A 14,449-nucleotide genomic window follows, 5' to 3' on the forward strand; every position below is an offset into this window, starting at 1 on the left:
CCAGTATGAGCCCCGTTGTCCTCTTTATCCTCGGTGTCGTCTTCGTGGCGATCGGCATCGCCGTGTCCATCGCCCTGCACGAGGTCGGGCACCTGGTCCCGGCCAAGCTCTTCAAGGTGCGCGTCACGAAGTACATGATCGGCTTTGGACCCACCGTCTGGTCCCGGCGCCGGGGCGAAACCGAATACGGCTTGAAGGCGATCCCGCTGGGCGGCTTCGTCTCCATGATCGGGATGTACCCGCCGAACAAGACCGACGGCAGCGTCCGGCCCTCCAGCACCGGAATGTTCCAGTCCCTCGCCACCGACGCCCGCTCCCTGGCGCATGAGGAAGTCGGCCCCGAGGACGCGAACCGGGTCTTCTACCGGCTGCCGGTCTGGAAGAAGATCATCATCATGCTGGGCGGGCCCGCGATGAACCTGTTGATCGGCGTGGTGCTGACCGCCGTGCTGTTGATGGGCTTCGGCGTGGCGAGCTCCACCACCACGATCGCCGACGTCTCCAAATGCCAGGTCATGGCCGGCCAGACTGTCGACCCGAACTCTGCCGACTGCAAACTCACCCCCGCGGCCGCCGCCGGCCTTAAGCCGGGCGACCGGATCACCTCGTTCGACGGCAAGGCCGTCACCAGCTGGGACGAGCTCACCGGCTGGATCCGCTCCTCGGCGGGCAAGCAGGTCACCATCACCGTGGAGCGCGACGGCACCCCCGTCACCGCGACGGTCACTCCGGTCCTGTCCGCCCGGCCGGTGGTCGGCGAGGACGGCCGGCAGGCCAAGGATGCCGCCGGCAAGCCCCGCTACCAGGACGTCGGCTTCCTCGGGATCGGGGCGCAGACGGCCCTCGTGCAGCAACCGGCGACGGCCGTCCTGCCGCTGGCCGGCGAGAACATCAAGCAGATCGCCGGCGTCGTCGTGAACCTCCCGGCCCGCGTGGCCGGCGTGGCCCAGGCAGCCTTCAGCGAGGAGCCCCGCGACCCCAACGGTCCCATCAGCGTCGTCGGCGTGGGCCGGGTGGCCGGCGAGGTCGCTGCCATGGAACAGGTGCCGCTGCAGAGCCGGCTGGCCGCCTTGGTGGGGCTGCTCGCCGGGCTGAACTTCGCCCTGGCCGTGTTCAACCTCGTCCCGTTGCTGCCGCTCGACGGCGGCCACGTCGCGGGGGCGCTGTATGAGGGGGCGCGGCGACGGATCGCCAAGCTGCTCGGCCGGCCGGACCCGGGCGCGTTCGACATCGCCAAGCTGCTGCCGGTCACCTACGTCGTGGCCGTGCTGCTGATGGGCATGTCCGCGCTGCTGATCTACGCGGACATCGTCAAGCCGGTCAACCTCTTCGGCTAAGCCGGGCGCCGCGGGTTCCCGCGAAGTCTGCGGCCGCCCCGGTTTCCCGCGGACCGCGGGCGCAAGGGCCTCGGGAACGGAGTGGCCGGGCGGGAGCGTCGCCTCGGCCTGCGGCCCGGGCAACCCCAGCGGAGTGATTTTGAAGTATCAGTCTTTTCAGGCTTATTTTCAGTAATCAGTTGAAAACGATTGATCCTCCGGGATCAGCCCCCTAGGCTGGGGCTATGTACGTGATGACCATCGACCAGCGCGGCAGCAGCACCGACATCGACCGCGTCCCGGGCCTGCTCGCCGAGTTGAAAGGTCTCTCCACGGCCGGGCGCTTTGAGCGTTCGGTGGGCGATGAGGTCCAGGGGGTCGTGGAGCGGCCCGAGGAAGTCGTCGGGATTGCCCTGCACGTGCTGCGGAGCGGCCGGTGGTATGTGGGAATCGGGGTGGGTGCCGTGGACCTGCCGCTGCCGGCCAGCCCCCGGGAGGGCTCCGGTCCTGCCTTCGTGGCGGCGCGGGCGGCCGTCGAGAGTGCCAAGTCCGGCTCCGCGCATGTGCCGGTCGCCGTCGTCTCCGGCGCGCTGCGCAGGAGAGAGGCTGCGCCCTCGCCCGCGGGGTCAGCCGGCGCCCGCGCCTGCGCCAACGCCGAGGCCGTGCTGCGCCTGATCGGCCGGCTCGTCCAGGACCGGACCGCCGCCCAGTGGAAGGTGGTGGATGCGCTGCGTTCCGTCCAGCACGGCCATGCCGGCACGCACGGCACGCAGAAAATCGCCGCCCAAAAACTCGGAATCACCGAGCAATCGGTGAGCCGTGCGCTGCTGCGCTCCGGCTGGCAGGAAGAATGGGCCGCGAGGCCGGCGGCGGAAATGCTGCTGTCCTTCGCCCACGGACTCATCACCGGCACCCCCGACGCCGGGGAGCAGTCGGATCCCCGCACCCGGGACAGCACAGAAGGAGACCGGTGAACGCCCTCTGGATCACCCTGGCCCTGCTCACCGCAGGTTTTGCCGGCTGGCCGGTGACCGCCCTCGTCTTCCGGCTCGCCCGGACCATCGACGACCGGGCCGACGCCGCCGACGCCGCCAGCGCCGCGGACCCGGCCACTGACCCTGCGGCCGATGTCACCGTTGACCCCGCTGTCACCTCCGGATCGGCTGTCACAACCACGGCCGGGACAGCCGGCGCCGCGGACGCCTCCGTCAGCAGCCCCCGGATCCTCCGCGGCGGCGCCATCATCGGCGTCCTCGAGCGCCTCGCGGTCTGCGTGGCCGTCCTGACGGGCCAGCCTGTCGCCATCGCCTATGTGGTCGCGATCAAGGGCCTGGGGCGCTTCGCCGAGCTCAAGGAAACACCGGTGGCGGCCGAACGGTTCATCATCGGCACCCTCACCTCGCTGCTCTGGGCGGCCGGGGTCGCCGCCCTGGCCAAGGTGCTGCTCCTCGGCTGACGCCCCGGACAGGCGATAGGGTATCCGTATGACTGTTTTTGCTGTTGAGTACGTTTACGACGCCGAATCCGCCGAAACCCGCGACGCCACCCGGCCCGCCCACCGCGAATGGACCGCGGGACTTGCCGAGGAAGGCACGATCCTGGCCAGCGGCCCGTACTCGGACGGCGCCGGCGCGCTGCTGATCTTCAAGGCGGCCGACGAACAAGCCCTCAACGAAATCCTCAAGCAGGACCCTTTCGCCGGTGCAGGCGCCATCTCCGGCACCCGCACGATGGTTTGGGCCCCGCTGACCGGCCTGCTGGCCGAGCACGCGGCCTAGCCCGCTCCGCCCACCCGCCATCGATCTTCGACCTAGAATTCGATCCACAGAGGAGTCCACGTGACCTCGGTCAGCCTGGGAATGCCATCGGCACCGCCCCCCGTTCTTGCCCCACGCCGAAAGACCCGCCAGATCAAGGTGGGTTCGGTCGGCGTCGGCTCCGACTCGCCGATCAGCGTGCAGTCGATGACCACGACTCCGACCACGGACATCAACGCCACCCTGCAGCAGATCGCCGAACTGACCGCGTCCGGCTGCGACATTGTCCGTGTCGCCTGCCCGTCCGCGGACGACGCCGAGGCGCTGCCGATCATCGCCCGGAAGTCGCAGATCCCGGTGATCGCGGACATCCACTTCCAGCCGAAGTACGTCTTCGCCGCCATCGAGGCCGGCTGCGCGGCCGTCCGCGTCAACCCCGGCAACATCCGCAAGTTCGATGACCAGGTCAAGGAAATCGCCCGGGCGGCCAAGGACCACGGCACCTCGATCCGGATCGGCGTAAACGCCGGTTCGCTGGAGCCGGGCATCCTGAAGAAGTACGGCAAGGCCACCCCGGAGGCCCTCGTGGAGTCCGCGGTCTGGGAGGCCTCGCTGTTCGAAGAGCACGGCTTCCATGACTTCAAGATCTCGGTCAAGCACAACGACCCCGTCATCATGGTCGCGGCCTACGAGATGCTCGCGGAGAAGGGCGACTGGCCCCTGCACCTCGGCGTGACCGAGGCCGGTCCGGCGTTCCAAGGCACCATCAAGTCCGCCACCGCTTTCGGCGCGCTGCTCTCGCGCGGTATCGGCGACACCATTCGGGTTTCCCTCTCGGCCCCGCCGGTGGAGGAAATCAAGGTGGGCAACCAGATCCTGCAGTCACTGAACCTGCGTCCGCGCAAGCTCGAAATTGTCTCCTGCCCGTCCTGCGGCCGCGCCCAGGTGGACGTCTACACGCTCGCCGAGCAGGTCACGGCAGGCCTCGAGGGCATGGAGGTCCCGCTGCGCGTCGCCGTCATGGGCTGCGTGGTCAACGGTCCCGGGGAAGCCCGTGAAGCGGACCTCGGCGTGGCGTCCGGCAACGGCAAGGGCCAGATCTTCGTCAAGGGCGAGGTCATCAAGACCGTCCCCGAGGACCAGATCGTTGAGACACTGATCGAAGAGGCCATGCGTCTCGCAGAAGAGATGGGGGAGTCTGATGGCGAAGATGCTGTCCAGGGTAGCCCCGTGGTTAGCGTCTCGTAGGGACGGCGCCGGCGCGGCTGCCGGACAAGACGTCCGGATCCTGACCGGCGCGGACACCGGTGCCCTGCTGGACCTCGCCCGGCAGGACGCCGTCGCCAACGTCTTTATCCTGTCCCACCTCGAGACCGCCGGCACGGCGTCTCCCACCGCCGGCGGCGCCAGCATCTTCGGCGTGTTCGACGGCGGGGTGCTGCTCGGGGCTTGCTGGGCCGGCGCCAACCTGGTGCCAGTCCAGCTGGATCCGGAGTTCGCCGGCCTCGTGGCGGCAGCGGCCCACCGCTCCGGCCGCCGCTACGCCTCCATTTTCGGGCCGGCGGAGACGGTCCAGGCCATCTACGCGGCGATGGAGCAGTTGGGCCACGACGCCCAGGAAATCCGGGGGAACCAACCGCTCCTGGCCATCTCCGGGCCGCCCCTGCTGGAGCCAAACCCCGCTCTTGGCTTCGGCCACCTCGCTGACTTCGACCGGATCCTGCCCGCCTGCGCGGCCATGTTCGAGGAGGAAGTGGGCTACTCGCCGTACCTAGGCGGCCGCGAGTACTATAGCCGCCGGGTCAAAGGCCTGATCCGGGCCGGCCACTCGCTGGTCCATCTGGGCCAGGACCGCGAAGTGGTGTTCAAGGCCGAGCTCGGTGCGGTCACCCCGGAGGTGACGCAGGTGCAGGGCGTCTGGATGGACCCGGCGTTCCGCGGACGCGGCCTGAGCGCCGGCTACATGGCCGCCGTCGTGGTCCTCGCCCAGACGCTGGCGCCGGTCACCAGCCTCTACGTCAACGACTTCAATACCCGAGCCCGGGCCAGCTATGAGCGCGTGGGCTTCCACCAGGTGGGAACGTTCGCGACCGTGCTGTTTTAGACACCTTCTTGACACGCAATGTTGACAGAAATCTGGTTGCAGACTCTTGTTTTGGCGGCTTAGATCACATAGGTTCTAGCTAGCCGCGCCGAGCAGGCGCGTGCGGTCTCAGGGAGGATCGAACCATTGGCTGCAGGTACCGTCCGAAAGGACAGGATCAGCTAGACCGGCAGCCTTGGACTTAGCGGCACTGGGGACGCAGGGGCCACGCCATCACGGGATGACCAGCCGGAAACGGCCAGGGGCTTCCGCGTCATGGCGTGGCTCTTCCATTTGAGGACGGGAATCCCGTGCGCGGCTAGACGGTAGATTAGTAGCTGGACAATTTTCGTAAACACCCAGCATGCCCCGCACTTCCTCAGAAACGGATACCCCTCCAGTGGTCCTTCGACTCTCCAAGCTGTTCCTGCGCACCCTTCGTGAAGACCCCGCCGACGCCGAAGTGGCCAGCCACCGGCTGCTGGTCCGGGCCGGCTACATCCGCCGCGCGGCCCCGGGCATCTACACCTGGCTGCCGCTGGGACTGAGCGTCCTGCGCCGGGTGGAGCAGATCATCCGCGAGGAAATGACCGCCATCGGCGCCCAGGAAGTCCACTTCCCGGCGCTGCTGCCCAAGGAGCCCTACGAGGCGACCAACCGCTGGACCGAATACGGCGAGGGCATCTTCCGGCTCCAGGACCGCAAGGGCAACGACTACCTGCTGGCCCCCACCCATGAGGAGATGTTCACGCTCCTGGTCAAGGACCTGTACTCCTCGTACAAGGACCTGCCGCTGAGCCTCTACCAGATCCAGAACAAGTACCGCGACGAGGCCCGTCCGCGGGCGGGCCTGCTGCGCGGCCGCGAGTTCATCATGAAGGACTCCTACTCCTTCGACGTCGACGACGCCGGCCTGGACGCCAGCTACGCCGCGCACCGCGGCGCCTACCTGAAGATCTTCGCGCGCCTCGGCCTGGAAGTCGTCCCGGTCACGGCCACGGCTGGCGCCATGGGCGGGTCCAAGAGCGAGGAATTCCTGCACCCGACCGAAATCGGCGAAGACACCTTCGTGCGCTCCGCCGGCGGCTACGCGGCGAACGTCGAGGCGGTCACCACCGTGGTCCCCGCGGACATCGATTATTCCGACGCCCCGGCCGCGGAAGTCCGGGACACCCCGGACACCCCGACGATCGACACGCTCGTCGACGCCGCCAACGCCCTGGTGCCCCGCAGCGAGGCCGACGGCGGCGCCTGGACCGCCGCCGACACCCTCAAGAACGTGGTCCTCGCCGTGACGCTGCCCACCGGTGAGCGCCAGCTCGTCGTCATCGGCGTGCCGGGGGACCGCGGCGTGGACCTCAAGCGCGTCGAAGCGAACATCGGCTCCTTCCTGCCCATCGCCGGCGAAATCACGCTCGAGGCCGCGAACGAGGAAGACCTCAAGAAGCAGCCGCTCATCGTCAAGGGCTACCTCGGCCCGGGCCTGTCCCTGGATGCGCCCCTGCTGGGCTCCGAGGGCGCCGCGAAGCTGCTCTACCTCGTGGACCCCCGGGTCGTCAGCGGGTCCGCCTGGGTCACCGGCGCCAACGAGGCCGGCAAGCATGTCTTCGGCCTGGTCGCCGGCCGCGATTTCGGCTGGGACGGCGTCATCGAGTGCACCGAGGTGCGCGCCGGCGACGAGGCCCCCGACGGTTCGGGCCCGCTGGAGACCGCCCGCGGGATCGAGATGGGCCACATCTTCCAGCTCGGCCGCAAATACGCCGAGGCCCTGGATCTCAAGGTCCTGGACCAGAACGGCAAGCAGGTCGTTGTCACCATGGGCTCCTACGGCGTCGGTGTCACCCGGACGGTCGCGGCCCTGGCCGAGTCGAACCACGACGAGAAGGGCCTCATCTGGCCGCGCGCCGTCGCACCGGCCGACGTCCACGTCGTCGCGGTGGGCCGTGGCGAGGAAATCTTCGCCGCCGCGGAGAAACTGGCCCTGGAACTGGAGGCCGCCGGCCTCGAGGTCATCTACGACGACCGCCCCAAGGTTTCTCCGGGCGTGAAGTTCGGCGACGCCGAGCTCGTTGGTGTGCCCACCATCCTCGCCGTCGGGCGCGGTCTGGTGGACGGCGTCGTGGAGATCAAGGACCGCCGCAGCGGCGAAGCCGAGAACGTGGCCGTCGACAAGGCGGTGGCCTACGTGGTCAACGCCGTCCGCAACAACTGACGCGCCGCCGGCTTTACCGAGGATGGTCTCCGGTCTCGAATCAATACAGCTCGCCACGCTGATCCTGGTGGTGGTGGCCGGTTTCGCCGCCGGCTGGGTGGACGCGGTGGTGGGCGGCGGGGGACTGATCCAGCTGCCGGTCATGCTGCTGGTCCCCGGAATCAGCCCGGTGCAGGCGCTGGCGACGAACAAGATGGGTTCCATCTTCGGCACCACCACGAGCGCCTTCACCTACTACCGGCGGGTCCGTCCGGACCTGCGCACCGCCGTGCCGATGGCGGTCATCGCGCTGGCCGGCAGTTTCGGCGGGGCCGTGCTCGCCGCGACCCTGCCGGCAAGCGTCTTCAAACCCATCATCGTGGCGGCGCTGGTCGCCGTCGCCCTGTTCACGGCGTTCCGGCCGAACGTGGGCGAGCTGACCAAACTGCGGCACGACGGGCACCGGCACTATGTCGTGGCCTGCCTGATCGGAGCCGTGATCGGCTTCTATGACGGCATGATCGGCCCGGGCACCGGCTCCTTCCTGATCATCGCCTTGGTGTCCGCGATGGGCTACGCGTTCCTGGAGGCCAGCGCCAAGGCCAAGATCGTCAACATGGCGACCAACGCCGGCGCCCTGATGTTCTTCCTACCCCACGGTTCGCTGCTCTGGGGCCTGGGCCTGGTCCTCGGCGCCGCGAACATGGCCGGCGGCTACCTCGGCGCCCGCACCGCCGTCAGCAGGGGAAGCAAGTTCATTCGGATCGTGTTCCTCGTGGTGGTCGGCGCCCTGATCATCAAACTCGGCTCCGACGTCTGGCAGGACGTCGTCGGGTAACACGCCCCGTCTCAGGCATCCCCTCCGCGGCCGCCAGGGGACTCCCCGTGCCGCGGTGGCCGGCGTAGCATGCAGCTATGTCAGCTCCCGAAGAACGCTACAGCGAGGCCCTGGCGGCCGCGTCCCGGCATGCACGCCACTGGCTCGAGAGCCAGGAAACGCGGCGGGTCGGCCCGCGCGCGTCGGCAGCTGAGCTTGCGGCCGACTTTGGCGGCCCGCTGCCCCGGAACGGCATGCCGGCTGCAGAGGTGGTGGACTACCTGGCCGCGAAAGCCGAACCCGGCCTGATGGCCATGCCCTCCGGGAGGTTCTTCGGCTGGGTCATTGGGGGCACCCTGCCGGCCGCGCTGGCCGCGGACTGGCTGGTCAGCGCCTGGGACCAGAACGCCGGACTGCGCTTCGCCACTCCCGCCACAGCCGCCATCGAGGAGGCCGCCGGCAACTGGCTGCTCGAACTGCTGGGGCTCCCCGCGGAGTCCGACGTCGGCTTCGCCACCGGTGCCACCATGGCGAATTTCACCGGGCTGGCCGCGGCGCGGTGGCGCCTGATGGCCGACGCCGGTTGGGACCTCGACGCCGACGGCCTCGCCGGCGCGCCCCGGATCCGGTGCTTCGTGGGCCAGGAACGGCACGACACAATCGACCTGGGCCTGCGGTACCTGGGGCTGGGCCGGCCCGCGGTTGTCCCCGCGGACCGTCAGGGCCGCCTGGACCCGGCGGAACTGGACCGTGCCCTCGCCGACGCCACGGCCGGCGCCGGATCAGCCCGTGCCCCGCTGCTGGTCTGCCTGCAGGCGGGCAACCTGCACTCGGGCGCCTTTGACCCCTTCGAGGAGGCAATAGCGGTTGCCAAGGCCCACGGCGCCTGGGTGCACGTGGACGGTGCCTTCGGGCTCTGGGCCGCCGCGGTCCCGGAGCTCGCCGCCCTGACCGCCGGGCTGCAGGGCGCTGACTCGTGGGGCACCGACGCGCATAAGACCCTCAATGTGCCGTACGACTGCGGCATCGCGGTGGTCAGGGACGCGCAGGCGCTGCGGTCGGCCATGGGCGTGCACACCAGCTACCTGATCCAGGCCGCGGACGGCGCGGCGGACCCCTTCGAGACGGTCCCGGAACTGTCCCGCCGGGCCCGTGGGGTGCCGGTCTGGGCCGCGCTGAAATCGCTGGGCCGGGACGGCGTCGCCGGCCAGGTGCGCGGGCTCGTGCTGCGCGCCCGGCAGCTCGCGGAACGCTTGTCGGCGCTGGACGGCGTCGAGGTGCTCAATGACGTCGACTACACGCAGGTCTCGCTAGCCTTCGGGGAGGACGCCACCACCCGCGCAGTCACCGAGCGGATCATCGCCGACGGACGCGTCTGGATGTCCGGTTCACGCTGGCAGGGCCGGGACATCCTGCGGATCTCGGTGAGCAACTGGAGTACGGACGACGCCGACGTGGCAGCCGCCGTCGGCGCCGTGCAGGACGCGCTGGCGGCCGTGCGGGGGCAGCGACGCGGTTAGCCCGGCGGGCTGGCCGAGGCCCCGGGTACGGGCAGCTCCTGCGGCGCCGGGAGGCCGTCGAGGGTGTTGCCGGCGAGGGTGCTGGCCACCCACAGCGAGCGGGCCAGGTCGCCGCCGTGGGTCCGCCTGGACGCGTACCACAGGGCGTTGTCCACCTCCCGGGCCACGGCCCACTGCCGGGCGGTCTCGCCGTCGAGACCCGCTGCGGCGCTGAAGTCGAAGCAGCGCTCCAGCAGGGCCTCGCCGGGGCCGGAGCGGGGCAGTTCGGCCAGCCGGTTCCACAGCAGCGGTGCCACCGCGAACTCCGCCTCCCCCACGAGGGGCTGCGGATCGATCGCCTTGAACTGCGCTGCCGTGAAGCCTCCGGGACGCGCCGCAGTCCCGGGCCGGGCGAGGATGTTCAGGAAATGCAGGTCGGTGTGGACCAGCACGTCCGTGCCGGACCGCCGGCCGACGGCGCCCCGAGTCTGGCAGACCTCCAGGGCCGCCTCCAACAGCCAGCGCGGGAACGGCCGGCCCAGGCGTTCCCAGCTCTCCGGCAGTTCGTCGCTCCACTGCTCGGCGCGGGCCGCGATCTGGCCGAATTCGCGCCACTCCGGCCGCCCGTCCGGCAGCAGGCTCAACTCGCGGACCAGGCCGCCCCAGACGTCCACGGCGTCGGACAGGGGTACGTCCTGAAGCGGCCGTTCGGCATCGAGCCGCTCGAGCAGCAGGGCGCCGGCGACAGCGTCGTCGGCCAGGACCAGGGCTGCGCCGCGGCCGCCCCATAACGCGAGGGCGTGCCGTTCGGCCAAGGCTTCCTCATGCGGAAAGGCGAGCTTCAGGGCTGCCGTCGCCGCACCCCGGCGGACCGGGACCACAACAGCGCCGTGGCCGTGCCACGGCAAGCTGCCGGGAGCGAGGTCAGGGACGAGTTGCCACTGTGCGAGGCAGCGCGCGATCAGTTGGGGGAGTGCGGCGAGCCAGGCGCGCCCCTCGGCACTTCCGCCGTAGCGGCGCGTCAGCCCGGGCGGAAGCGGAACGGCTGGAGGCGTAATCATCGACTCCAGCGTAGTCGCCGGTTACTTAGGCGACGATGCCGCTGGCGCCGAGCCAGCTGCCGATCAGGAAGGTCGCCACCAGCGCGGCCGCTCCACCAATAACCACCCGGATGGCCGCCTTCATCTTCGAGCCTCCGCCGATCCAGGCGCCGATGGCCCCGGTCGCCCCGAGGGCCACGAGTACGGCAACGAAGGTCAGCGGGACGCGGATGTTTTCCGGCGGCAGCAGGATGGCCAGCATGGGCAGGATGGCGCCGACCAGGAAGGCGACGGCGGAGGCGAAGGCGGCGTGCCACGGGCTGACGATGTCCGTCTCGTCGATGTGCAGCTCGGCCGAAAGGTGCGCGGCCAAGGCATCGTGCGCGGTCAGTTCGGTGGCCACCGTGCGGGCGGTTTCCGGACTGAGCCCCTTGCCCTGGTAGATGGCGGCCAGCTCTGCCAGTTCCTCCTCGGGCTGTTCGGCCAGCTCGCGGCGTTCCTTCTCGACCAGCGCCTGCTGGCTGTCCTTCTGGCTGCTGACCGAGACGTACTCGCCCAGGGCCATCGAGATGGCACCGCCCACGACCGCGGCGGCGCCGGCGATGAGGATCGGCCCCGAATCCGTGGTCACACCGGCGACGCCGACGACGACCGCGGCGACCGAGACGATGCCGTCGTTGGCGCCCAGAACGCCCGCGCGGAGCCAGTTGAGGCGATGCGCAATGTCGTTGTGGTGGGGTTCGTTGTCATGAAGGGCTGCTGCGCCGGGGGTTTCCATGTCTACAGCAAATCACCAGCGGGCGCGGCAGGCCACTATTGGAAGGCTAAGCAAGGTAAGCCGGACCTTGCCTGCGGGCGGTGTCAGCCCGCGGGCAGGGTGGGGAACGACGCCGGATCGGCGGCCAGGCCGGGGACTGCATCCGTGGTGGCACCCCAGAAGGCGGCCCGGCGTGCGGCCCCCAGGAGCCCGGTGATGGCCCACTGCCGGGTGTCACCGTCGCTGAAGGCCACCAGATCGCCGTAGGCGGGCAGCGCTGCGGTTTCCAGCGCGGCCAGTCCGGGTCCCGGGGAGGCCAGGAACGCCGGGTCGAGGGCGTAGCCGGCTTCCCGTGGCGGGATCGGGGCGCAGTGCCGCCGGCTCAGGGCTTCCGCACCGGCGACGAGGGCTTCATGCCGGGCGAGGTCGTCGGCGGCCGACTTTGCCGCCGTCCCGTCCAGGCGGGTCAACGCCACCTGGTATTCGTAGACGGTTTCCAGCTCGGTGCGGATGAGTGCTGCGAGGGCCCCGGGCAGATCGGCCTTCCCCGCACCCGCCCCGGTGCCGGTCGCGCCGCCGGCGGCAGCCGGCGACGCGGGCGCGGCAGGGCACGATGCGGCACCCGTAGGCGCGCCGGCCGGGGGATCCTGCTGCCCGGGCGCCGGGTCCGGGACGCCTGCCGCGGCAGCGAGCGAGGAGGACTGCAGCAACTGCCCCGTGCCGACGGCGGCCAGAAGCCTGGCCATCCCGCCGTCGACGGCGGCCGCATCGGCAAGCCGCTGCCGGCCGCTCCGTGCCAGGTCCGAAGCCAGCCGGTCCACGGTGGGCGGCGCCGGGGTGGGCGGCGCCGAAGAGGCCGATGCCGTGGCCGCCGCCGAAGAGGCCGACGGCGTGGCGGTCGCCGGTGCCCCGTTTGCCGGTACGGTCTCCGTGGCGGAGCCCGGAAGCAGGGCCCGGGCTTGGGTTGTCAGCAAACTCACAGTGCGCGTCACAGCCGGCAGGGCGGTGGCCGAAGTGGCGGGAACGGCCGGGTCGGCCGCGGTAGCGCCAAGCTGTTCGCCGGCGGCCTTGAGGTGGAGCGCATCGGCCAGGGCGGCGGCGCGGGCGCGCTCGGACAGCGGTGGTTCCTGTGTTTCCGGCGGCTTTCCGGGCATCAACACCATGCCCAGGCTGACCACCACCAGGGCGAGGCAGGCGAGGAGTGCGAGTCGGGGGAGGTGCCGTGGCAGCCGGGCCCGCCGTCGCTTGTCCCTGCTGTCATCTTTCACAACAGACCATTTTGTCATGGTTGGGATGCCGGCCCGGAACTCCATGCACCACGTCGCCGGGAATATCGCTAGGCTAGTAGTCACAACATCATCTAGCGGGAGGCGGGCGGCATCATGACCAACGCAGAAGCCACGACTTCAACAGACCGGACCGGGACGGGGAAGGCTGAAGCCGCACCCGCTCACAATCTGGAGGCCGAGCGCCTGTACGCGCTCCTTGAGCCTGCAGTCCTGGCCAACCGGCTGTACCTGGAGGACGTTTCCATCCATGTTGCCGGTGCCAACCGGGTGGTTCACGTGGTGGTGGACCTGCCGCAGGAAGAGACCGGCGGCGTCAGTCTGGACGTCATCGCCGAGATTTCAAAGACCCTCTCCGACATCCTGGACAACGACCCGAGCACCGACTCGCGGCCCTACGACCTTGAGGTGTCCTCGCCCGGCGTCGGCCGTCCTCTCACCGAAGAGCGGCACTGGCACCGTGCCCGCGGCCGCCTTGTCACGGTCAACGTGATCCAGGGCGACAACGTCACGGGCCGCATCCAGTCCGTGGACGACAGCGGCGTGACCTTGGTCCCGGAACTGACCGTCAAAAAGGGGATGAAGCCCAAGCAGGGCGAACCCGTCAAGCTTCCTTTCGACAGGATCCGCAGTGGAAAAGTCGAGATAGAGTTCAGCCACCTCGAAGAGGCCGGTCTGGAGAACGACAATGGACCTTCCGAGGAGGCCTAATGGATATTGACATGAGCGCACTGAGACTCCTGGAGCGTGAGCGCGAAATCCCGCTGGATCTCCTGATTCCGACCATCGAACAGGCCCTCCTGGTGGCGTACCACAAGACGCCGGGGGCCTTCGAGAAGGCCCGCGCCGAGCTGGACCGCAAGAGCGGCCACGTGACCATCTGGGCCACCGAGATCGACGACGACGGCGCCCCCATCGGCGAATTCGAGGACACCCCGGCCGGGTTCGGGCGGATCGCGGCGAGCACCGCGCGGCAGATCATCCTTCAGCGCCTGCGCGACGCCGAGGACGACAACGTGCTGGGCCAGTTCAAGGGCCGCGAGGGCGAACTCGTTGCCGGCACCATCCAGCAGGGCAACAATCCGCACATGATCCAGGTGAACCTCGGAACCGTGGAGGCGCTGCTGCCCCCGCCCGAGCAGGTCCCCGGCGAAAAGTACCTCCACGGCAACCGGCTCCGCGCGTTCGTCATCGACGTGCACCGCGGCACCAAGGGCCCCTCCATTACGCTCTCCCGGTCCCACCCCGGACTCGTCCGTAAGCTCTTCGAACTGGAGGTCCCGGAGATCGCGGACCGTTCGGTCGAGATCGTGGCCCTGGCCCGCGAAGCCGGCCACCGCACGAAGATCGCGGTCAAGGCAAACACCCCCGGCGTCAATGCCAAGGGCGCGTGCATCGGCGAAATGGGCTCGCGGGTCCGCGCCGTGATGACCGAGCTGAACGACGAAAAGATCGACATCGTGGACTACAGCGACGATCCGGCGACGTTCATCGCCAGCGCCCTCTCGCCGTCGCGCGTGAATTCCGTCACCATCACGGATGAGGCCGCCCGGTCCGCCCGCGTTGTCGTGCCGGACTACCAGCTGTCCCTCGCCATCGGCAAGGAAGGCCAGAACGCCCGCCTGGCCGCCAAGCTCACCGGCTGGCGGATCGATATCATTTCCGACGCCGCGGAGAACCGCGACAAATAGGCCACGCCAGCG

Annotated in this window: 14 protein-coding genes; 11 read left to right on the forward strand and 3 right to left on the reverse strand. The window is 69.7% G+C overall.

The window, feature by feature from the left end:
• Positions 1-5 precede the first annotated feature (5 nt).
• From FFF93_RS05575 to FFF93_RS05615, 9 genes are all read left to right on the forward strand, one after another.
• Positions 6-1,337, forward strand: a complete 1,332-nt coding sequence (locus tag FFF93_RS05575; RefSeq protein WP_138769802.1) for an RIP metalloprotease — start codon at positions 6-8, stop codon at positions 1,335-1,337.
• A 224-nt stretch (positions 1,338-1,561) separates the two neighbouring features.
• Positions 1,562-2,290, forward strand: coding sequence for a MarR family transcriptional regulator (locus FFF93_RS05580; protein ID WP_261375315.1), 729 nt, complete (start codon positions 1,562-1,564; stop codon positions 2,288-2,290).
• A complete protein-coding gene (locus FFF93_RS05585) occupies positions 2,287-2,772 on the forward strand; it encodes a hypothetical protein (RefSeq protein WP_138769801.1) in 486 nt (161 codons plus the stop codon). Before FFF93_RS05580 ends, FFF93_RS05585 begins: the two co-directional genes overlap by 4 nt.
• A 28-nt stretch (positions 2,773-2,800) precedes the next feature.
• Positions 2,801-3,094, forward strand: a complete 294-nt coding sequence (locus FFF93_RS05590; RefSeq protein ID WP_138769800.1) for a YciI family protein — start codon at positions 2,801-2,803, stop codon at positions 3,092-3,094.
• Between the two features lie 60 nt (positions 3,095-3,154).
• Entirely contained in the window at positions 3,155-4,321 is a 1,167-nt protein-coding gene (gene ispG / locus FFF93_RS05595; RefSeq protein WP_138769799.1) for a flavodoxin-dependent (E)-4-hydroxy-3-methylbut-2-enyl-diphosphate synthase, read from the forward strand.
• A complete protein-coding gene (locus FFF93_RS05600; RefSeq protein WP_138770518.1) occupies positions 4,284-5,177 on the forward strand; it encodes a GNAT family N-acetyltransferase in 894 nt (297 codons plus the stop codon). Before ispG ends, FFF93_RS05600 begins: the two co-directional genes overlap by 38 nt.
• A 379-nt stretch (positions 5,178-5,556) precedes the next feature.
• Entirely contained in the window at positions 5,557-7,368 is a 1,812-nt protein-coding gene (locus tag FFF93_RS05605; protein WP_138769798.1) for a proline--tRNA ligase, read from the forward strand.
• Positions 7,369-7,390: 22 nt separating this feature from the next.
• Complete coding sequence (locus tag FFF93_RS05610) at positions 7,391-8,185, forward strand: TSUP family transporter (RefSeq protein ID WP_138769797.1); 795 nt, start codon at positions 7,391-7,393, stop codon at positions 8,183-8,185.
• Between the two features lie 77 nt (positions 8,186-8,262).
• On the forward strand, positions 8,263-9,684 hold the full coding sequence (locus tag FFF93_RS05615) for a pyridoxal-dependent decarboxylase (RefSeq protein WP_138769796.1): 1,422 nt from the start codon (positions 8,263-8,265) through the stop codon (positions 9,682-9,684).
• Here the strand turns inward: FFF93_RS05615 and FFF93_RS05620 are convergent.
• From FFF93_RS05620 to FFF93_RS05630, 3 genes are all read right to left on the reverse strand, one after another.
• The gene (locus FFF93_RS05620; RefSeq protein ID WP_138769795.1) at positions 9,681-10,724 is read right to left on the reverse strand and encodes an aminoglycoside phosphotransferase family protein; all 1,044 of its coding nucleotides are present in this window, start codon (positions 10,722-10,724) and stop codon (positions 9,681-9,683) included. The genes FFF93_RS05615 and FFF93_RS05620 overlap by 4 nt on opposite strands.
• 25 nt (positions 10,725-10,749) lie before the next feature.
• Entirely contained in the window at positions 10,750-11,481 is a 732-nt protein-coding gene (locus FFF93_RS05625; protein WP_138769794.1) for a VIT family protein, read from the reverse strand.
• A gap of 83 nt (positions 11,482-11,564) precedes the next feature.
• Positions 11,565-12,728: a DUF4439 domain-containing protein gene (locus FFF93_RS05630; protein WP_138769793.1), complete on the reverse strand. Its 1,164-nt coding sequence runs from the start codon at positions 12,726-12,728 to the stop codon at positions 11,565-11,567.
• Between the two features lie 114 nt (positions 12,729-12,842).
• On the opposite strand from FFF93_RS05630, the gene rimP reads away from it, so the two are divergent.
• Together rimP and nusA are read left to right on the forward strand one after the other, a co-directional pair.
• Entirely contained in the window at positions 12,843-13,457 is a 615-nt protein-coding gene (gene rimP / locus FFF93_RS05635; protein WP_138769792.1) for a ribosome maturation factor RimP, read from the forward strand.
• The gene (gene nusA, locus FFF93_RS05640; protein WP_138769791.1) at positions 13,457-14,437 is read left to right on the forward strand and encodes a transcription termination factor NusA; all 981 of its coding nucleotides are present in this window, start codon (positions 13,457-13,459) and stop codon (positions 14,435-14,437) included. Before rimP ends, nusA begins: the two co-directional genes overlap by 1 nt.
• Positions 14,438-14,449: the final 12 nt, after the last annotated feature.

Source organism: Arthrobacter sp. KBS0702, assembly GCF_005937985.2.
Classification (GTDB): domain Bacteria; phylum Actinomycetota; class Actinomycetes; order Actinomycetales; family Micrococcaceae; genus Arthrobacter.